This window comes from Brasilonema sennae CENA114 (assembly GCF_006968745.1).
Taxonomy (GTDB): domain Bacteria; phylum Cyanobacteriota; class Cyanobacteriia; order Cyanobacteriales; family Nostocaceae; genus Brasilonema; species Brasilonema sennae.
This window is the reverse complement of record NZ_CP030118.1, coordinates 586684-607345: the sequence shown is the minus strand read 5'-3', so window position 1 is coordinate 607345 and position 20662 is coordinate 586684. Positions and strand designations below refer to the sequence as shown.

Below are 20662 nucleotides of genomic sequence, written 5' to 3'. Positions count from 1 at the left end.
AAATAAAGTAAAACCCGCGTATAGCAATATACAGTTGTGAAAAAATATCTAAGAATTGCTGAAAAAGCTTTTATTGTTTTAGGCTTATCTTTTTTATCCGGCGTATTTGGTGTAGATTCTCTAGGTCTTGTCCTGTCAAGCGCAGTTGTCACATTTATTAGATTCTTTGTTTGGGGAATGTCAACCCTTCTGGTTGCTGTCTTCTGGAAAAACACAATCATTACATGCAGAAACAACATATTACTTTGTATATTAAGTGTCATAGCTCTGCTATCATTCTTCTGGTCAGAATTTCCAGACTTTACGTTATTTAATAGTAGAGATGTCTTGATGATGACCTCGTTTAGCTTATACTTTGCTACACGATTTAATCAGAAACAGCAGGTACAAGTCATCGCCAATACTTTATTGATCGGATGTTTCTTAAGTATAATTGCTGCCTTTGTGTTACCTTCCGTTGGTATACATCAAGCAAGTGATGCAATGGAAAGTCATCCAGGAGCATGGAAGGGAGTATATGGACACAAAAATAACTTTGGAAGCATGATGGTTTTAAGCTCAGTAACATTTTTTACACTACCAAAAGAAAACTCTTTTTTATACAAATGGTTTGGTTTTGGTTTTTCGCTCGTATTGATGCTGCTTTCAACTTCCAAAACTTCTCTTGTTCTCTCTTTTGTACTTATTTTTATAATAATGTTTTATAAAAATTTTCGTTGGCATGGAAAAATAAGCGTCATTTTCACAAACATTGGAGTTCTTCTTCTAGGATGTATTATCGTACCACTTTTAACTTATTGGGTAGAACTCTTGACTGGTTTAGGAAGAGACGCAACTTTTACTGGAAGGACACCCATATGGACTTATGCACTAGGTAGATTAATGGAAAGACCATTATTGGGTTACGGGCGTGGTGCATTTTGGGCACCGAAAAGTCCGTATGCAATCGAAGCAGGTCAAGCACTAGGTACTGGTTGGGTTGCACCTCATGGCCACAATGGTTTTCTTGATATAGCACTTGATCTTGGGTTGATTGGTTTTTTACTTTTTTTAACTATTTATTTTACAGCCTTTGTTCGCGCATTAAAACAAGGTTACGCAACGAAAAATCTAGAATATCTTTGGCCATTAGCTTATCTCACTTTCCTGAGCATTAATAACGTGACAGAAAGTATTTTGTTACGTGGAGAAAACGTGTATTGGACTTTGTTTCTAACAGTTGCTTTTAGTTTGAGCCAACGAAAGACAATTCAACCAATTAATATTCCGAACCAGAAAAACTATCTGCATGTTACTTAAACTTGTCTAAATAGATAATAATTACAGGAGGTCTAGCTTTGCAATCTATTGGAGTTGTTGTCATCGGACGCAACGAAGGAAATCGTCTGCAAGCGTGTTTGCGATCAGTGATAGGAAAAGGAACAAGTGTAGTCTACGTTGATTCAGGCTCCACAGATGGAAGTGTAGCACTGGCTCGCTCCCTTGGTGTCCATGTTATCGAACTCGATTTGTCTATTCCGTTCACTGCAGCCCGTGCTAGAAATACAGGGTTTGAACACTTATTACAAATACAACCAGAGTTAGAATTCGTCCAGTTTGTGGATGGAGACTGTCGGGTTGTAGAGGGATGGTTGGAACGTGCTGTAAATGAATTAGTTGCGAAACCTGATGTTGTGGTCGTATGTGGGCGACGTCGAGAAGAATTCCCAACTAACTCTATTTATAACCGCCTGTGCGACATTGAGTGGAACACCCCAATAGGTGAAGCAAAAGCCTGTGGAGGTGACTCCATGATGCGAGCGATCGCATTCAAAAAAGTGGGAGGTTTCAATCCAACATTAATTGCAGGAGAAGAACCAGAACTGTGTGTGCGACTGCGTCAGGCTCGTGGCAAAATTTTACGTATTGATGCAGAAATGACATCACACGACGCCCAAATCACTCGTTTCCGTCAGTGGTGGAAACGAGAGATTCGCAATGGTCATGCTTATGCTGAGGGGGCTTGGCTACATGGTCGCAGTCCCGAACGCCATTGGGTGAGAGAAAGTTTAAGAAGTTGGTTATGGGGTTTACTTTTGCCTGTGTTGACCCTTGCTAGTTTATTGCCAACTCGGGGATTAAGCATACTATTACTATTAATAGCTTATACTTTGTTAGGTTACAGAGTGTATCGACTGGCACGGTTTAAAGGGTTTGAGAAAAAAGATGCTCTTTTCTACGCCCTGTTCTGTGGTGTGTTAGAAAAATACCCAAAATTACTGGGTCAAATCCAATTTCACATCAATAGATTGTTGAAACGACAGCGCACCTTAGTCGAATATAAAAGCGCGCCTTCAGTCAGTTAAGCTCATCTCTGTTTTACCGTATATTGGTATCTATAGTTACGCGCAATGTTTAACGAAAATCATGGCAAAATTAACTTACAAAACACTTAGTTTTTTGATTTCATAAAGTATCAATGGTAACAAAACTTAAATCAGCCGTCATTGGCACAGGGGCAATCTCCAAAGAACATCTCAGTTTTATTTCCAAATCTGAACGCGCACATCTAGCCAGTGTTTGCGACCTTTCAAAAGTCTCTGCTAAATATGCAGCCCAACGCTTCGGTGCAGACTCAGCTTACACTGATTACCGCCAGATGCTCGATGAAGTTAAGCCTGATATTGTACATATTCTGACTCCGCCTCACACACACAAACGGATTGCCAAGGACTGCTTAGAAGCTGGTGTACACGTGTTCTGTGAGAAGCCTATTACACCGACTTACGATGAATTTAAAGAACTTTGGACTTTTGCACAGTCTCACAATCGTTGGGTGATTGAAAATCAAAACTACTGTTTTAACGAACCAATCCTTGCGATTGAGAAATTAGTTGCAGATGGGACTTTGGGTGAAGTCCAGGAAGTTGAAGTCCGGATAGCACTTCCGGTTCGCGATGGTGGAGCATTTGCAGACGAAAACCTGCCTAATCCCATTCATAAAATGCCTGCAGGGGTTATCCATGATTTTCTGACACACTTGTGCTCAATGGTGGTGCGCTTCATACCAGATTTTGAGCGCGTTAGTGCTGTATGGAGTAATCATGGTGGTGGAGACTTGTTCCGGTATGATGACCTTGATGCGATCGTCATCGGAGGCTCAGCACACGCTCGGATTCGATTCAGTTGTCACACACCACCTAAGACTTTTACCGTTACGGTACGAGGTTCAAAAGGCTATGCAGAAACTGATTTGTTTCAGCCGCATTTGCGTTGTGTCATACCTCGCGCTGGAGAACAACTCTCTCCGCTGATCAATCATTTTTTGAATGGATGCGATTTGATTGGAGCATCATTCACGAATTTTCGTAACAAAATTATGCAACAAACGACATATGAAGGTATTCATCGACTTTTAGACAAAACCTACGAAGCAGTCATCGACGGTAAGGAACCACCAATCAGTTTTGAAGATATGGAGCGTACACATCACTTAATTAATGCCCTACTATTGGAGGTGAATCACGTATGAAATTATTGATAACAGGTGCGTCCGGTTTTCTCGGACAATATGTTGTTGCCCAAGCACTACGACAAGGACATAAAGTACGTGCAGTTGTGCGACCATCTAGTGATGAAAAGCGCCTAGCATGGCACAATCACCCAAATGTAGAGCTGATCCGTATCGATTTGCGTTCGCCCAATGGTATTGTTGACGCCCTCCAAAGTGTAGACGCAGTCATCCATTTGGCAGCCGCAAAAGAAGGCGACTTTTACACACGCTTTGCTGGCACAGTCATTGCTACTGAAAACTTGCTCAATGCCATGCTTTCAGCTAATGTGCTGCGGTTGGTTGATATTAGCACTTTCTCGGTGTACGATTATCTTCGCACAACCTCTGGCACAACAATCACGGAAGATACACTCGTAGAGTGCGATCCTCTTGAGCGGGATGAGTACGCCCAAACCAAGATTCTTCAAGAAGAACTTGTTCGCGAATTTGAGCAAGAACACAAGGCACAGGTGACAATTGTTCGTCCAGGATTAGTTTATGGACGAGATAACCTCTGGAGTACCCTGCTTGGAGGAAAATTAAGTGGCAATTTGTGGTTGCGAATCGGGGCTTATGCAACGATGCCATTGACATATGTCGAAAATTGTGCTAATGCGATTGTCAGCGCAGTAGAACGTGAAGAGGCTATTGGTCAAACTTTGAATATCATTGATGACGATTTGCCCACCCAAAGAGCTTATGTCAAGGAACTCGCGAAACGCAAATACTCTTTGCCCCGGATGATTCGGATCAATTGGACATTGATGCGGGCGATCGCCTGGTTATTCTGGATCTACAACAAAAAAGTGCTGAATGGGCAAGCAAAGCTACCTGGCATATTCAACCCAATCATACTGGATGCTCGGTTTAAGTTATTTAGCTACAGTAATGCCCGTGCCAAAAAAGTTTTGAACTGGAACCCCAGGTATTCACTGAACACCGCACTTGACCGCAGTTTTAGCAATACTGAATTGTTGCAGGTATCGCAGCCGACACCCTCGTTGCAACCTTTAGGAAGCTGAATACCATGCGTATAGCTTACCTAACTGGTGAGTATCCCAGAGCAACAGATACTTTCATCCAGCGAGAAGTCACAACTTTGCGAAAAATGGGGGTGGACGTCCAGACATTCTCTGTTCGCCGAACAGGGGATGAACATATAGTGGGAGAGGAACAGAAGTTAGAGCGCGATCGCACCTTCTACATTCTTCCCCCCAATTTCATCAACTTACTGCTAGCGCACCTCAATTTACTCCTTGCTTCCCCAAAAAAATACTTGCAAGCAATCAAGCTCGCATTCTCAACCAGCCAACCGGGGTTGCGAGGTGGGTTCTATCAATTATTTTACTTTTTGGAAGCAGGCATCCTTGCCAAACAAATCAAACAAAGACAAATAGTACATCTACACAACCACATTGCAGAAGCTAGCGGTACCGTAGCCATGATCGCCGCTGAAATGGGCGGTTTTACTTATAGCTTCACCTTGCACGGTCCTTATATTTTCTTCCGTCCACATCAATGGCGACTTGACGAGAAAATCAAACGAGCGTTGTTTGTTTGTTGTATTAGTCATTATGCTCGCAGTCAAGGAATGATATTCGCATCCACCGAAAGGTGGAATCGAATGCATATCATTCATTGTGGTGTGGATCCAGCTTTATTCGATGTCGTTTCCCATAACGACTCAGGAAAACGCTTGCTTTTTGTTGGACGACTGGCTGCAGCGAAAGGTTTACCTATTTTACTAGAAAGTTTGGTTACTTTAAGGCGATCGCATCCAGACATCATATTAACAGTCGTAGGTGATGGTCCAGACCGTCAAAATTTAGAACTTTTGACAACTCAGTTGGGATTAAATCAGAATGTCAATTTCGTTGGCTATAAATCCCAAGCTGAAGTACGCAATTACTTTCAGCAAACAGATATTTTCGTAATGTCCAGCTTTGCTGAAGGGATACCAGTTGTACTAATGGAAGCAATGGCGGCTGGTGTACCTGTGGTAGCCACCCAGATTGCAGGCGTCAGTGAGTTGGTAGAAGATGGTGTGAATGGGTATCTTGTTCCACCTGGAGATACTGTTACCTTGACACAGCGCATCGAAAAGTTACTGAATGATGAAAAACTTCGAGCAGCATTTGGTAAAGCAGGTCGAACCAAAGTAGAAAAAGACTTTAATATACACCATGAAGTTGCACGACTGCATCGTTTAATGACTAGCGCCTTGCAAGGAAAACTAGAACCTATTCGTCCTGATGATCAACAAAAGCAAGTTTTTCTGAACGAATATCAGATCGTAACAACATCTGGTTACGAATCTAGTAACCCTCCTTAAAACAGTGAACACTGAACAGTGAACAGGAACTGATAACTGGTAACTGGTAACTGGTAACTGTTAAAAAGGTAGCGCTAATATCATCCAAAAAATATTTCCCAATGCTTTTGTAGAAATGAACCCCAAAGTCTCATCAACAACTTCAACAGCTTCAGCATCTAAGCCCAAAGAGTATTTCTATTTTCTTGATGCCCTACGGGGTGTTGCAGCTTTATGGGTAGTTTTATTCCATGCTCCTTTAGATGAGCGTATTGCCTTATTAACCAGCTCCTTGCCCCACTGGCTTGTCGTTGGCGTCTTTGAGTGGGGTGGCTTAGGTGTAGCCATCTTCTTTGTTCTCAGTGGTTTTGTGATTGCGCACTCGCTACGTGAGGCAAAGATTGACTTATCCTACTTTGGACGTTTTAGTTTGCGTCGTCTTGCTCGACTAACTCCACCGTATTATGTCTCAATTGTCGTTGCTCTAGCTTTTGCATTCCTATCTTCCCATGTCAAAGGTGAGGCGTTTGCGCCAGGAAAGGAGCCTTTATCTTTCCCGAGATTGCTGACACATCTATTCTATTTACAAGATATTTTTCGACTTCCACAGATCAACGAAGTTTACTGGACATTGTGTATAGAAGTACAGTTCTATTTAATCTTTTGTGCACTCTTAGGATTAGCACAGTGGCTTAATTCTTCGTGGAATTTACGTTATGCTCGATCAGTTGTATTTGTCCCTGCTGCAGTCCTTGCTGCTCTTTTTCCTATAGGTCTGCTTGGAGATAATAGCAGACCTTTTTTCTTTTTGCCGTTATGGTATGGATTTTTGCTAGGGGTGTTTGCTTACTGGTCATGGCGTGATAAGTTGAAGCCTATCTTGTTTTACTCTTATTCAGCGCTGTTGTTGGCTGCTGGAGTGGTAAAATCAACACAATTTACTATTGGGTGTGTGATTGTCGCCGTACTCATACTCGAAGTTGCACGAGCCAATCGCATGCAAGTTTGGTTAAAGTGGCGAGGGCTACAATTTCTTGGTCATATTTCCTACAGTCTGTATCTGACCCATAGTGCTATCTACGGAGCAGCATTTTTCCTCGGTATTAAACTGCTTCACAATAGCGCTTTTAGCCAAGGGTTTTCTTTATTACTAGGAATCATTGCTAGTGTTGGCTTTGCCGCCCTTATGTGGGAATTGGTAGAAAAACCATCCATCAACTTGAGCCAAAAGGTCAAGCTTGTAAAGAAGAAGGGCGTTATTCGTGTATGAAGTTAAAGTAGCCATACTATATTATCAGAAAGTGCATCACTCGCTCTATAAGAACTACAAATCATACCTAATTTATGAAATAAATTATGACATCTCTAAAAAAGCTTGCTATCCGTGGTGCAATCTGGACAATTATTGGTTTTGGAGGGATTCAAATCCTACGGTTTGGGAATAATTTGATTCTAACTCGCTTGCTTCAACCAGAAATTTTTGGTTTGATGGCTTTAGTCACGACCCTAAGAGTTGGTCTTGAGTTATTCTCAGACGTTGGCATTGCTCAAAATATAATTAATAGTAAACGAGGTGATGAACCTGCTTTTTTAAATACTGCTTGGACTATACAAGTTATTCGTGGTGTTGTCATTTGGATTGTTTGTTTACTTGTTAGCTTTCCAATGGCAAATTTTTACAATGATCAACGCTTAGTGTGGCTGATTCCTATCAGTTTATTATACGCAATTTTTGATGGATTTAGCTGTACTAGCCAACATACTCTTCATCGCCGGATGGAATTAGGTAAACTTGCTGTATATGACCTATTATTGCAAGCAAGTTTTTTGTCTACCTTATGTATCTTGGTTTGGCGCTATCCAACTGTCTGGTCTTTAGCTGTTGGGATGGTGATAGGAGCAATATACAAACTAGTTAGCAGCTATTGGTTAATACCAAAATACTCCAATCGCTTTGCATGGGAGCCAGAAGCTGTTAAAGAAATTCTATCCTTTGGCAAGTGGATGTTCATTGCATCAGGACTGATGTTTGCAGCTGAACAATCTGATCGCCTGGTTTTGGGTAAAATCCTGTCACTTGAAATGCTAGGCGTTTATACAGTAGCCTATACCCTAGCAAGCATACCCCGAGAAGTTATTAAACAACTTAGCTATAAAGTCATTTTTCCTACAATTTCCCAACAAGCTGACTTACCAAGGTCAAGTTTGCAAGCAAAAATTATCCGTCAACGGTGGGTGATTCTAATAGGGTGTGCGATTGGATTAGCAAGCTTGGTTACTGTTGGTGATTTAATTATTACTGTACTGTATGACAAAAGGTATGCCGCAGCTACTTGGATGATGCCAATTTTGTGCAGTGGCATCTGGTTTTCTCTACTGTTTTATACTATAAGTCCTGCTCTATTGGCAATTAGCAAGCCCTTATATTCAGCTCAAAGTAATTTTGCTCGATTTGGAATAATTACTCTAGGTGTACCTCTGGCATATTACAGTTTTGGGGAACTGGGGGCAATTATCGTGATTGCACTCAGCGATTTGCCTTTGTACATAGTCAATCTTTATGGCCTTTGGCAGGAAAAACTTACTTGTTTTGCTCAAGATATTCAAACTACCGCATTTTTTATAGCTATACTTGCTTTATTTTTAGTCATTCGGAATTATTTGGGGTTTGGTTTACCAATTAAAACACTGCTTGGAAGCCATTTATAAAGTAAATCTTTAAAATATTTTGTAGGTTGGAAAGTGCCCGTATCGGGGATTATACCCAACAACTCTACTAAATGTTGAGTTCCACTTGGTTCCACTCAACCTACAAAGTCTTGATGTTTACTTTATAAATGAGGATATTTGGTAAAGACAAAAGTTAATATCTTGATTAGAGAATCAAACAGCAGTATCCTTAGGAATCAACTAGGTTCTTTCCCAATGTGGCAGGCAACTTCACTAGCGATAAGCCCGCTAGCTTTAGCTTGTGCGTATCGTAGCAGTGGATGTGGAGCCACAAAAGTTGTGTACTAGTAAACAATTCTTGGCTGATTATATCTTGGTCATCAGCAAAGGCTGGATATGATCGTAAGCGTTTAAAAAGTTTTGAGCGCAAGCTCTTGCCAGTTAACATAGTTTATCGGTTAACAATCGCGTTGCAGTGTTAATATCCAGCAAATATCCCTGAATCATGATATGAACGTCTTGAAATACCATATAGCTTTATGCCCTTCATGTGATTTAGAAGCGATCGCCCGAAATGCCCAAGCAGGAAAAAATCCTAGGCATGCAATATGGGATTTGACTCAGCTTTTGGGGGCAACCATTCATCAACCAGCAGGTGAGCCAGTCCTGCCCATAGATAAAATGCGTGCAAGGATTATTGGTCGTCCTGAACACTGGGCTTTAGCACGCAAGTTATCCTCACAGCTTCAAGAGGATGATGTTATATATTGCACTGGTGAAGTCATAGGCTTTCCAATTGCCGCACTTTGCGGTGCTAGACACAAGCGACCCAAAATTATTGTTTTTGTTCACAACTCTAATCGACCACGAACTTCTCTAGCATTGAACTTGTTTCAACTAGCTGACCGAATTGATTTATTTGTCACACACAACGCTAATCAGGCTGAATTCCTTAGTCACTACCTGCATTTAAATCAAAACCGAGTTTGTCTATTACCTTCAGTATGTACAGACCTATCGTTTTTCACACCAGGATCGGTTTCACCAAACAAGTCGCGTCCAATTATTGGTAGTGGAGGTTTAGAGAAACGGGACTATGCAACTCTAGCTGATGCCACTAAAGACTTAGATGTCGATGTGAAGATTTGTGCTTTTTCACCCAGCACAAGAGCACCAAGAGGAGCATTTCCAAAAGTCACACCAAGTAATATGTCGTTTCGCTTTTACGAGTGGTGCGAGTTATTGCAGCTTTACCGGGATTCTGACATAGTTGTTTTAAGCCTTCTTGAGAATAATTTTAACGCTGGACTCACCACTGTGTTTGAAGCAATGGCTTGTCGGCGACCTGTAATCATCACTCGCTCACCAGGAATGATTAGTGATCTGATTGATTCAGGTGTTGCTATTGGTGTAAATCCTCATGATCCAATAGGGCTCAAGCGAGCAATTCAGGATCTTTTAAACAATCCTCAAAAAGCTGAAATGTTGGCTCACAGAGGCTATGAACTGGTACATAACCAACACAATCATGATAAGTATGTTCAAGTTTTGGGGACAACATTTCTTTCTAAATTTGGAGATAGAAAAAACTTCTCAGGCTCATTAAGGGAAATAGAACATTCTAAATGATGAATTCAAAATAATTAATCCCCATATCTTCCTGCGCTTGATTGATAAGGTACGCCATTATCAATGATTTGTGAACTTTGTAAAGTACGTGGCTCTAAGTAGGTAAGCACAAAAAAAGAACTACATAAAAAATATACAGTGGTCTAAACCATTGGGATTGCAGCTCATGATGGCTACTTAGGGCATATTTCCGATTAGGGAACTCCAAAAAATAAATTATCCAGTTTCTGGACTCAAAACGATTTTTCCTCTACCTGCTCCTGTGCTCCAGTGCTCCCTACCCTCCAAGCAATGGGATGTTTTTTTATTTGGAAGTCGTTTCATCGTCGCCTTCATCGCAGCCCGCCCCATAGACTCCAAGCGATGGGATGTTTTTTTTATTTAGAAGTCCCTTAGAGGGTGCGATACGCACAAGCTAAACCAAGCGGGCTTATCGCTTTTGCGCGCCTTATACCCCACTGTGCAGAGCACAGGGTCGTCCAAACCGGAGATTTGGGGAGAAAGTTTTCGCAAAAGTTAACCTTCTGGACACATAGGGGCAATTGCGCTCGTGATTGTTTTTGTATTAATTATCACAAAGACAGAAAAACTCAAACAAAATTTATGTCCGTGGACTGAAATTGTGTGCTGCTTGTTGAGAAGGAATTAGGTTGGGCGGAACGCAGAACTTAAAATATCCCCACGAGTTTATTCTTGGATCAAGTTATTTGAATGACGACAGTTCTACGGTAGCTAACCTGCCCTAGGGAACTGTCCGTCCCTTTGTGCTTTAATCTTTGTAAAAATTGTCCTTTAGATGTATATTATTACTAGTAAAGAAAATATGCGTAAAATTACTTAACTTTAACTTTAACTTTTTATTAACCGTGGAACATCTACTGGAAGCTTTAGGACAAATTTTCCAAGACAAGCCCCTTGGTTCCATTCAGCGGTTTGTACTTGATCAATCATTACTAGGAAAAACTTACGGTGAAATGGCCAAAGGCTCAGGCTACGCTAGCGACTACATAAAGGAAGTTGGCTCCCAGTTGTGGCAAGACCTTTCAGAGGCACTTGGCGAAAGAGTAACCAAAAAAAATCTGCATCTAGTTTTGAGTAGATTCCAGCAAGACAACGTTGTTGTGCACAACAAGCCGCCTCAACAAGAGTTTCAAGCACATTATGATGCACAAAAAACTTCGCTAGATTTAGTTAGAGTAAGCAAGGCAGACTTTCCAGGTGGCCCAATACCCGTGGCTTCTCCTTTCTACGTCCATCGCCCTCCGCTTGAAGAACTTGTTTGTGCAGAAATCATGCAACCTGGTTGCTTGATCCGTATCAAAGCACCCAGAAAGATGGGCAAAAGTTCGTTGCTCAACAGGATGATTTTTTACGCTAAAAAACAGGATTATAAAACTGTTTATTTAGACTTTCAAGAAGCTGATGAAGGCGTTTTTGCATCGATAGAGAAGTTTTTGCGTTGGTTCTGCATCAATGTCAGTAGGCAGTTGAACCTGCCCCCCAATCTGGATGATTTTTGGGACGCCGAAATGGGCAGCAAGGTAAGCTGCAAAATCTATTTCGAGGGGTATGTGCTGCAATGTATCGAGAATAGTGCAGTAGTCTTGGCTTTGAATGAAGTCAATCGAGTTTTTGAACACCCCAATATTGCTCAAGACTTTTTGCCAATGTTACGATTTTGGCATGAGGTGGCAAAACAAGATAGCATCTGGCAAAAATTGCGTTTAGTGGTGGTTCATAGCACAGAAATCTATATCCCGCTTAAGCTTAACCAATCTCCTTTCAATGTTGGGTTGACAGTCTCCCTACCACCATTTACTCTCAAGCAAGTACAGAATTTAGCACAATGCTATGGAATAGATTGGGCAGCAAACGAGCAAGGGGCAGGACGGCTGACACCGTTACAAACAATGATGGGAGGGCATCCCTATCTGGTGAGTCTTGGGCTTTATCATATTTCTCAAGAGGGCGTGACGCTAGAGGAGTTATTACAAACAGCTGACACACTCGGTGGAATTTATAGTCAACATCTCAGAGAACTCTTAGCCCTACTGCAAGCTGATCCACAACTAATATCAGCTATGCAAGAGGTTGTGATGAATAATGAGACAGTGCAGTTCGATGCGATCGCTGCTTACAAACTAGAAAGCATGGGTTTGGTTCAACTAGACGACAATCAAGCAAAACCAAGTTGTGAGTTGTATCGGCTTTTCTTTACCCAACAGCTTGGAAAGCAAAATTGTACTAGAAATTATTTTAAGTCGTTAAAGGAAGAACAACGAGAATCCAATTACACAAGTCAGACTGATGCCCTAAGTCAATTCCTGCTATTCAAAACCTAGACAACTTATAACAGAGGTTTGAATTGACACTTTCAAGCAGCATGGGAGGGGTTCTGAATGCCCGAGTTTGCTGGTTTTCATTATTCATCATTTCTAGCTACTTGCAGCCCCCATCCACGCAATAGGCTGATTTATAAGTACTAGAACGCTTGCCAAAGATGGTGTAACGGTTATCCCGGATTTGTTCGTAAAAGCGATCACCCGTCCATTTTACTCCTGGTAAAGCGCGATATGCATCTACAAATACACTACCATTAGGCAATAATTGCCCAATCTCCTCAGCAGCTGCACTGCCTTGCCACCGTCTTTCTGGTGCATCTGCATCTATGAGAATCATACCCAACTCACAATTTTGGGGTGTAATTCCCCACTGTTGTACAGTTGACTCGTCTTGCATAGGAACGTAGCGAAAAAGTTGTCCCTTATCAAGAGTCTCCAGCATTTGCACTCCTGTGACACAAAGATTGCAATTTCCATCGTAGATAACTATGTAACTCATACAAGTTGCAGATTATGTTTGAGCGCTAGATGTTTTAGTTAGTGTGTTAACATTTATAGCATTAAACTTTTGCTTTTGAAGACAGCATCCAAGCTGTATAAGAAAGCAAGCATACAGGCGTACCTTTAAAGCAATTGTTTATGGGGTGAAAGCGATGCCGACAGAGGAAATCATAAGTGTTGATTTTGCTCAAGAAGATGCATATACGCAAATTCTTCCGCGATCGCCCCTAATGAGCAGTTACCATGCTAAGTGGGATCACATTCGCCTAGATTATCATCAACAGCCTGCTTACGAGACACCAGAACATAGTCCTCAACAGCACGTCATTAGTATAAGTCTGACAAAAGAACCTATCTATGTACAACGCGTATTGAACGGACACGTCCATCACGAGTGTATTAAATATGGCGACGTTGTCGTCATTCCAGCAAGCAGCTATCACAAATTAAGTTGGGAAATAGAAGCTGAATTTTTAGTTCTTAGTTTAGAAAAAGCTTTATTTGCTCGCGCTGGTTGTGACTTGATAGATATGCAATCGATAGAGATTATACCACATCTTGCTGATTCAGATCCGTTGATTCAACAAATTGGACTAGCACTACAATCAGAACTGGAATCAGATGGCATGGGTTGTCGTATTTATATAGAATCTTTAGCAACAACTCTATCAATTCATTTAATAAAAAACTATTCTGTATCTTCTGTGAAAGTTACTAAACATCCAGAAGGACTTTCGCGTTTCAAGTTGCAACAAGCTATTGAATATATCAATCAAAACTTAGAAAAAGATTTAGGCTTAGCTGAGATGGCGACAGTAGTAGGGATTAGTATGTATCATTTCTCGCGTATGTTTAAACAATCCACTGGTTTTTCGCCGCACCAATACGTTATGAATTGCAGAATAGAGAGGGCGAAAAAGTTATTAAGTAAAACAGAACAAGCCATACATCAAATCTACCAGCAAGTAGGTTTTCAGAGTCAAAGCCACTTTACAAACGTCTTTCGCAAATTTATAGGTACAACACCATTAGCGTATAGAAAACAAGTAAAAATTTAGCTTTATGATATAGGCGCGTTGCTGGAGAAGAGCGATCGCTTTTATTGTGATACTTTATCCAAGAACAGAAAAGACAGCAACACACAACAAACGAAGTCAGTCAAATTGAGCTTGGGTTTCCTCACGACTTTTTGCAAAATGACACCAATCGACTTCGCCTCTTTGGACGAACATTCAGTGCCATAGATAACCATCGCGATTAATTATAGAGGTAACAGTAAATAATTAACAAAAATTCTAACTTTTTCCGTAAAAATTCCATCTGTCGGTAGAGGGTTTCCCAGAGCATAGTTGTATTTATAGACTTGTTTTGTCGTACCAATGAGAGAGGCGCACCACCCGCTACGAATGAAAGAAACACCTTTTTCCCTGTTAAGCGTTAAGCGTGTTTCTTCACAGCGACTAATCATCTTCTAACGCGAGCAATTGCTCATCAATATTTTTAAGTCGCTGTTGTACAACTTCTTCTGAAAGAATTTGTTTACGTATTGCCTCGTTGAGTGCTCCTTTCTCTGCCAATAGCAAACGGCGGCGAATGGCTTCGAGTTTCCTGTGCCCATCACTTTTAAGATCAAATTCATCTGGGCGGCGATTGTACAATTCCCGCAAAGCTTTTTCTGCTCCTGCGACTCGCACCTGATAAGCTGAGCGCATCTCTTCGTAAATGGCTTTTGGTAATATTCCTGACTTTAACAAACTATCTAATTCATCTTGGGCTGCCTTACCTGTGATTAATTGGGCTTGTAATTCTTCAACCTGCTGACGAGATTCTGAAAATTGGGACAAGCGCAAACGTTTCACTATCCACGGCAAACTCACTCCCTGTCCGAGCAAGGACAGCAACACTGTCCCAAATACTATGGCAATGATTTGTTCTCGTCCTGTTACTGTTGCTGGGATGCTGAGTGCTAACCCCATAGAAAGAGAACCTTTGATATTGCCAAGAAACAAGACGTGCTGCCAGCGCCACGGAATTGGTCGGTCAAACCAACGTAATATAGCTAACAGCGGATAGACGCAAAGTATACGCCCCACTTGATAAGCAACGATCGCCAGCAACACTGCGGGCAGAGTTCTCCAGAGAGTGAGTAAATCAACTTCTATACCTATGAGTAAGAAAATAAAGCTATTGACACCAAAAGAGATAGACTCCCAAAAGCTGAGCAACGTCAATCGAGTAGAAGCTGATATTTGACTTGAAAGTCCAATACTTCCAACAATTAATCCCGCAACAACCACAGCTACCACACCAGAAACGCTGAAAGATTGCCCAATTTTAAATGCTCCTAATGCCACAGCCAGCGTCAGTAAAATAGTACTGAGCGGCTCATCCGAGCGAACAAATAAACTCGTACTCAAATAACCCACAGCAAGTCCCACTAGGGTTCCACCAACAATAACCACAAACAATTCTTGTAATCCACTGAGGATTGTCAGTGAGCCAACGTCATGAATTTTTACAATTAGGCTAAATAAAACTAGCGCCACTCCATCGTTAAACAAGCTCTCTCCCTCAACTATGGTGGAAAGACGGGGAGGGACAGCCACTTCCTTGAATACAGCAATCACGGAAACGGTATCAGTGATTGCCAAAATCACCCCTGCCAGTAGTACTGCTGTCCAATTCAGTCCTAGTTCCCATTTCAACAGCGCTGCTGTTATACCAGAGGAAATCACAATCCCAGGTCCGGCTAGCAAGGCTATTGGTTTGATGGTGCTGCGGAGGCGGCTGAGATCAGTATTGATAGCTGCCTCGAATACCAGAATCGGCAGAAACAGATTCAAAATTAGGGAATCGTTTAAACCGATGGGGCGCGGCAGAAGTTCTGTAATTGCTAAGCCCGCTAAAACTAAACCCGCAACATAAGGGACTCGCAGCCAGCGTGTCAGCAAAGCTACGCAGGTAGCAACCAGTAGCAAAATAATTGAAACAGTGACTAATTCAGCAACATTCACTTTTTGCTTAACCCCTGAGTTCTTCTGTTAAAAATGGCGAGCTTACAATCTTAAACTTAATCGTACACAGAATTTATTTTAAATACTGCGTTGGCGTGACCGGAGCTTGACAGTCTTTGGCTCCGCTTTTGAGTTGTTTGTTAAGTGTTTTTGATACCGAAAGACAAAGTATTGATAGTTACTATCTAAATGAAAATTGTCACAAGTCAAGCACTGATGCCAAAATTGGCTCAGGCACTTACCAGTAAATAAATCTCCAGCCGTGTGTGTGAATATTGCGCGAAGCTCGCCGCTTGGGTTGCTTCCCCCGGCAGACTTCGCGCAAAGTCTTGTGGGGGAAGCTTCCCCCACAGAGCTTCGCGACTACGACCAGAGATCTAGTTTGACGGCTGGAGATTTATTTTTTTGGATCTCCCTCAATAGATGATATAGATTATGCAGAAAGTGAAAAATTTAAACTTCTCAGTATTAGATAGCCACGGCTTTGTCGTACTCACACGCTTGGGACTAACCTTTTTGCTTTTGGTCGGACTGCTCAGTTGTGGTAGTTTAGGGTACTTGGGCATAAATGCCATAGGAGCCAACATCACCCAGATTCAAGATTTGAAAGCACAACAAGAGGATGGTAAAACACTTTACGTGCAAGGTAAGGTGGAAAAGAGAGTTCCCCTTCTCAATCGATACGCATATGAAATTAATGATTCCACAGGAAAAATTTGGGTTGTCACCAATCAAACTGCTCTACACCAGGGAGCACAAGTGGTGATTAAAGGTAAAGTTCGTTATCAGAGTATTCCTCTAGGAGACAAAGAATATGGGGAAGTTTACATAGATGAAGAGTGATAATTAAAACATTATTTTGTAAACACTCTGGGAACTTCTAGCTCAAAGAAGCTCCCAGCAAACAGGAGTTTAGACTAGTTCGCGGTGCGAAACGTAAAATAGAACAAATGCACTATCATGATCTTGACTCAGCGAAGTCGAAACTTAGAAGCTATTCGCAAAAAAATGTTGCTTTTTCTCAACTATCTCAGCTTAACCGTCTTTTATCACTTTAGGAGAACCTAATTACCGAAAGCGTTTCAGCGCTTTCATCTCAAGGTTTTGGCTATAAATTTTAGTTACTGGAGCGAAAATAAAGGTTCAAAGCTTGACTCAATCAAAGTTTTAGAATCTTGCTGAAATTATTGTTTTCCGAGAGTGACAAAACAGGGTTAATGAAAGTCAACTTTGGATCAAAAAGAGTTTCGCACCGGAAACTAGACTAAATTCTAACTCCAACGACAAAAAATATCTCAATTTATAGCATTTCCACATATCCGTCCGTTCCATTCACCCGGATGCTTTGTCCGTCTTTGATCAGCTTGGTAGCATTCTCCACTCCGACAACTGCTGGTAACCCATATTCACGTGCGATAACTGCTCCATGGGTCATCAGTCCACCAACTTCGGTGACCAGGCCTTTTATGGATACAAACAATGGAGTCCAGCTGGGGTCTGTAAATGCGGTGACTAATATATCTCCATCTTCGAGATCAGCATCTTCCAAGTTTAAGATGACACGTGCTCGCCCCTCTATAACGCCGGAAGAAACAGGTAAACCTACAATAGCTTCGGCTGGGAGATTTTCTCGTTGGTACTTACCCGCAATGATTTCACCATCAGACGTGATCACACGTGGGGGAGTGAGTTTTTCATATAATTTGAACTCGTCTTTTCGTTTGGTGATAATCTGGTAATCCAGTTTATTTGTGAGTACGACTTCGCGAAGTTCTTGAAAAGTGAGATAGTATATATCTTCTTTTTCATTAATAACGTTGGCTTGTACGAGTTGTTCGGCTTCTTTCAGTAAAGCCTGCTTATAAACGAAGTAGCGATTGACTATGCCGTATTTTGGATATTCACGATAGCCGATGAAATTCCGGACTAGGCTGATCATTCGTTTTGCCTCTCTGGCTTTTTGTTCACCATCCGGTAATTGCTTCAACCGATCTAATAACTCTTGTTCTTTTTTCAAAGCTTCCTGTCGCCCTTGCTCAAATTTCTGATTGCTGGCATTAGGCTCAAGGTTTTTGATGTTACTGAGAATGATGGGGACAAGTGTAGTTGGTTTTTCGCTCCAACGAGTTTTCGTAATATCGATTTCCCCGGCACATCGCATTCCGTATTTGTTGAGAAAAGCATAGATAGCGTCTTGAGTTTCCTGTCCACCATTAAACTTAACCAGTTCATCCAAAAAGCTATCATCTTTTACATATTGTAAATACTCAATGACCTCCCGATAAGGGCGAATCACATCTGCGACATCCAATAGTCCCAGACCCATTTCTGAAGTAATATTGTTGGGTACAGATTGAGAAAGCGTGTCTGCTACGCTTTTTTCACCTAGCCACTCCTTCATCTTTTCATTGATCCATGATGAAGCATTCATAGCAGTCATAATCACACCAAAACTTCGTGGATCAGATAAGCTCTTCCTTAATTGCTGGATATCTTCCAAGATAAAATCAAATAGATCTGGTCCTAATTTCGTTTGGATGTTATGTTTTAACTCTTTTATCGATGATTCACTACGCTTAATCAAATCAGAAACGACTGTCGGATCATATTCGTTTAGTGTTTGAAAATCCGCAGGCGGCGGACCTTGATTGCTTTTACTGGAACTCTGTTCTTGCTTATCATCTGGTGAAGATTTGATAAAATCTCCCCGCTCTAAGATGGTCATAAGTGCGTCTTTTATGAGCGGATCGGATTTCCCCAGGACATTTACTAGAATGTCTCTTTTAACAGGTGAAGCCAAATCATCTATAACATCAACAAACAACCTTCCGCCAGCTTTATACATGGGTCGGGCAGCTGTTAACTGCCATAACGACAATCCCAATGGTTTCATGGGATCGGTCATCATTTGCTGGTGACCGACAGATACATAAACGTGATTTTCTCGATCATTTGCTTCAGGGATGGGATATAAAGTAGTGATCGGCCGACTCTGGACAATATAAAATGTGTCATCAACCAAACACCATTCGATGTCCTGGGGGTAGCCGAAATGTTCTTCGATCTTCCTACCTATGTGCTCAAGCTGCAAAATCTGCTCATCCGTCAGCGCTTGGCTATTCTGCTGCTCAAGCTCAATCTCCTGTTCTTTCGTACCGCCATCTTTTAAGGCATAAATAGCCAGCTTCTTGGTAGATATCTTCTTATCGATAACCTTGCCATTACGCACTTTATAGTTATCAGCATTCACCAGTCCGGAGACCAAGGCCTCGCCAAGTCCGAAGCTGGCATCAATTGATAACACTTTCCTGTTATAAGTGACGGGATCGGCAGTAAACAGAATTCCTGCCACCTGCGGGTAGACCATCTTCTGAACAACTACAGCCAAGTGGACTTTGCGGTGGTCAAAGCCGTTTTGTATCCGGTAGATTACCCCACGATCCGTAAAAAGGGAAGCCCAACATTTACTGATATGCTTTAGGATTGCCTCCTTTGCGATAATATTCAAATACGTATCCTGTTGGCCTGCAAAGGAGGCCGTCGGTAGATCTTCCGCCGTAGCACTAGACCGTACAGCAAAAGCATCTTTTTTACCAAACTTTTTGAGATAACCCACAATCTCTTCTGCTATATCCTCATAAATGGGCATTCTTTCGATGGCCATACGGATTTTTGCACTGATGTTGCTGATATTTTTTCGCTCTTCTGCCTTAAGACGCATTAATGCATCCAGCAAGCTGTTAAGCTCCTGATTATTTTCGGTTATTTTTTTATATGCTTCGGTGGTAACGCAAAAACCCTCCGGCACCTGTACCCCCTTGATTCTGGACAGTTCGCCCAGATTAGCGCCCTTGCCTCCAACAACCATAAACTTTGATCTGTCGATCTTCTGAAAAAAAAGTATATATTTATTCATATTTTTTCCTCCTTTTAACAGTCAATCAAAGCGCCAAGTTGCTCTGGTTGGCGAGCAGTAGCAAGCAGGTAGTCGCCCCTCTTCAACACAGCTTCTGCTAGGGCACGTCCGAATAAGTACCTCTATATCAAGTGATTATACGTATTTATTCGATCTAACATTGATATTCGGGTGTAGTAGACAGTTTTCCGTATAACTACCTTAAGTAAGCTGATTATATAGCACAAGATTAAGAAAGCCTTCAAGTTGTAGTCATCGTACAGGTTTCGACGCTAGCTGAGCGTATTCTTCTATCAGTCCTGGATATTCTTCGTAAGCGGGCCAGGTCTCGAAGCTATGAACCGCAGGGGTCGTCGCCCATGACAGCCTTTCCTTTGTCCAAGTTTCGATGAATGGCATGAACCATGACGCATCGTCCAGCATCGTCACCCGAAGGTTGACGAACTCGTCCATTCCTTCCGGACGAGTAAACATCCAACTCATGCAGTGCGGGCAGAAGTAGTGGCGAGCCGCGCCGTGCAAACCGCCGATAACCGGCTGACCTTTCAGTAGCGAGAAGCCAACGCTTGGGATCGCGACGCTTAAAGAAAAAGCGCTAGCGGTCATTCGCTGGCAACCCGTGCAGTGGCAAGCCATAGTAAGCAGAGGCGCAGCACTCACCTTAAACCGCAGTTGTCCGCAACGGCATCCGCCTTCCCAGGGCAAATTCCAGTCATTCATAATACCGCTATCTCCATTCTCTATACT

General features: G+C 41.9%; 15 protein-coding genes and 1 pseudogene. 12 read left to right on the top strand and 4 right to left on the bottom strand.

Going from position 1 to position 20662, the window contains the following annotated elements; all coding sequences use genetic code 11:
* The first annotated feature begins 36 nt into the window (after positions 1-36).
* From DP114_RS02535 to DP114_RS02495, 9 genes are all read left to right on the top strand, one after another.
* Positions 37-1299: an O-antigen ligase family protein gene (locus DP114_RS02535; protein WP_171975361.1), complete on the top strand. Its 1263-nt coding sequence runs from the start codon at positions 37-39 to the stop codon at positions 1297-1299.
* 38 nt (positions 1300-1337) lie between these two features.
* Positions 1338-2345 carry a glycosyltransferase family 2 protein gene (locus tag DP114_RS02530; protein ID WP_171975360.1) on the top strand — a complete coding sequence of 336 codons (1008 nt, stop codon included), beginning with the start codon at positions 1338-1340 and terminating at the stop codon, positions 2343-2345.
* 113 nt (positions 2346-2458) lie between these two features.
* Positions 2459-3511, top strand: a complete 1053-nt coding sequence (locus tag DP114_RS02525; RefSeq protein WP_171975359.1) for a Gfo/Idh/MocA family protein — start codon at positions 2459-2461, stop codon at positions 3509-3511.
* Positions 3508-4554, top strand: a complete 1047-nt coding sequence (locus DP114_RS02520; protein ID WP_171975358.1) for an NAD-dependent epimerase/dehydratase family protein — start codon at positions 3508-3510, stop codon at positions 4552-4554. The genes DP114_RS02525 and DP114_RS02520 overlap by 4 nt, the downstream gene beginning before the upstream one ends.
* A 5-nt stretch (positions 4555-4559) precedes the next feature.
* Positions 4560-5864, top strand: coding sequence for a glycosyltransferase family 4 protein (locus DP114_RS02515; protein WP_169263089.1), 1305 nt, complete (start codon positions 4560-4562; stop codon positions 5862-5864).
* Between the two features lie 115 nt (positions 5865-5979).
* Positions 5980-7113 (top strand): acyltransferase family protein, encoded by a 1134-nt coding sequence (locus DP114_RS02510; RefSeq protein ID WP_171975357.1) that lies wholly within the window; start codon positions 5980-5982, stop codon positions 7111-7113.
* A gap of 86 nt (positions 7114-7199) precedes the next feature.
* Entirely contained in the window at positions 7200-8552 is a 1353-nt protein-coding gene (locus tag DP114_RS02505) for an oligosaccharide flippase family protein (RefSeq protein WP_169263091.1), read from the top strand.
* Between the two features lie 471 nt (positions 8553-9023).
* Complete coding sequence (locus tag DP114_RS02500; RefSeq protein WP_246163038.1) at positions 9024-10142, top strand: glycosyltransferase family 4 protein; 1119 nt, start codon at positions 9024-9026, stop codon at positions 10140-10142.
* A gap of 866 nt (positions 10143-11008) precedes the next feature.
* Entirely contained in the window at positions 11009-12484 is a 1476-nt protein-coding gene (locus DP114_RS02495) for an AAA-like domain-containing protein (RefSeq protein WP_246163037.1), read from the top strand.
* A 97-nt stretch (positions 12485-12581) separates the two neighbouring features.
* Here DP114_RS02495 and DP114_RS02490 read toward each other — a convergent pair whose 3' ends face one another.
* Positions 12582-12983 carry a thiol-disulfide oxidoreductase DCC family protein gene (locus DP114_RS02490; RefSeq protein ID WP_171975356.1) on the bottom strand — a complete coding sequence of 134 codons (402 nt, stop codon included), beginning with the start codon at positions 12981-12983 and terminating at the stop codon, positions 12582-12584.
* Between the two features lie 154 nt (positions 12984-13137).
* Here DP114_RS02490 and DP114_RS02485 point away from each other — a divergent pair, with 154 nt between their 5' ends.
* Both DP114_RS02485 and DP114_RS34640 read left to right on the top strand, forming a co-directional pair.
* Positions 13138-14043, top strand: a complete 906-nt coding sequence (locus tag DP114_RS02485) for an AraC family transcriptional regulator (RefSeq protein WP_171975355.1) — start codon at positions 13138-13140, stop codon at positions 14041-14043.
* Between the two features lie 89 nt (positions 14044-14132).
* Positions 14133-14246 (top strand): annotated as a pseudogene (locus tag DP114_RS34640) (aldo/keto reductase); the annotation flags it as partial.
* A gap of 199 nt (positions 14247-14445) precedes the next feature.
* Here DP114_RS34640 and DP114_RS02480 read toward each other — a convergent pair.
* On the bottom strand, positions 14446-15999 hold the full coding sequence (locus DP114_RS02480) for a cation:proton antiporter (RefSeq protein ID WP_169263094.1): 1554 nt from the start codon (positions 15997-15999) through the stop codon (positions 14446-14448).
* Positions 16000-16434: 435 nt separating this feature from the next.
* Between DP114_RS02480 and DP114_RS02475 the strand changes: the two genes are divergently transcribed.
* A complete protein-coding gene (locus DP114_RS02475; RefSeq protein WP_169263095.1) occupies positions 16435-16842 on the top strand; it encodes a hypothetical protein in 408 nt (135 codons plus the stop codon).
* Between the two features lie 457 nt (positions 16843-17299).
* On the opposite strand, the gene ppsA is transcribed toward DP114_RS02475, so the two are convergent.
* Together ppsA and DP114_RS02465 are read right to left on the bottom strand one after the other, a co-directional pair.
* Positions 17300-19915, bottom strand: coding sequence for a phosphoenolpyruvate synthase (gene ppsA, locus DP114_RS02470; RefSeq protein WP_171975354.1), 2616 nt, complete (start codon positions 19913-19915; stop codon positions 17300-17302).
* Between the two features lie 252 nt (positions 19916-20167).
* Positions 20168-20635 (bottom strand): GFA family protein, encoded by a 468-nt coding sequence (locus DP114_RS02465; RefSeq protein ID WP_171975353.1) that lies wholly within the window; start codon positions 20633-20635, stop codon positions 20168-20170.
* Between the last annotated feature and the right edge of the window lie 27 nt (positions 20636-20662).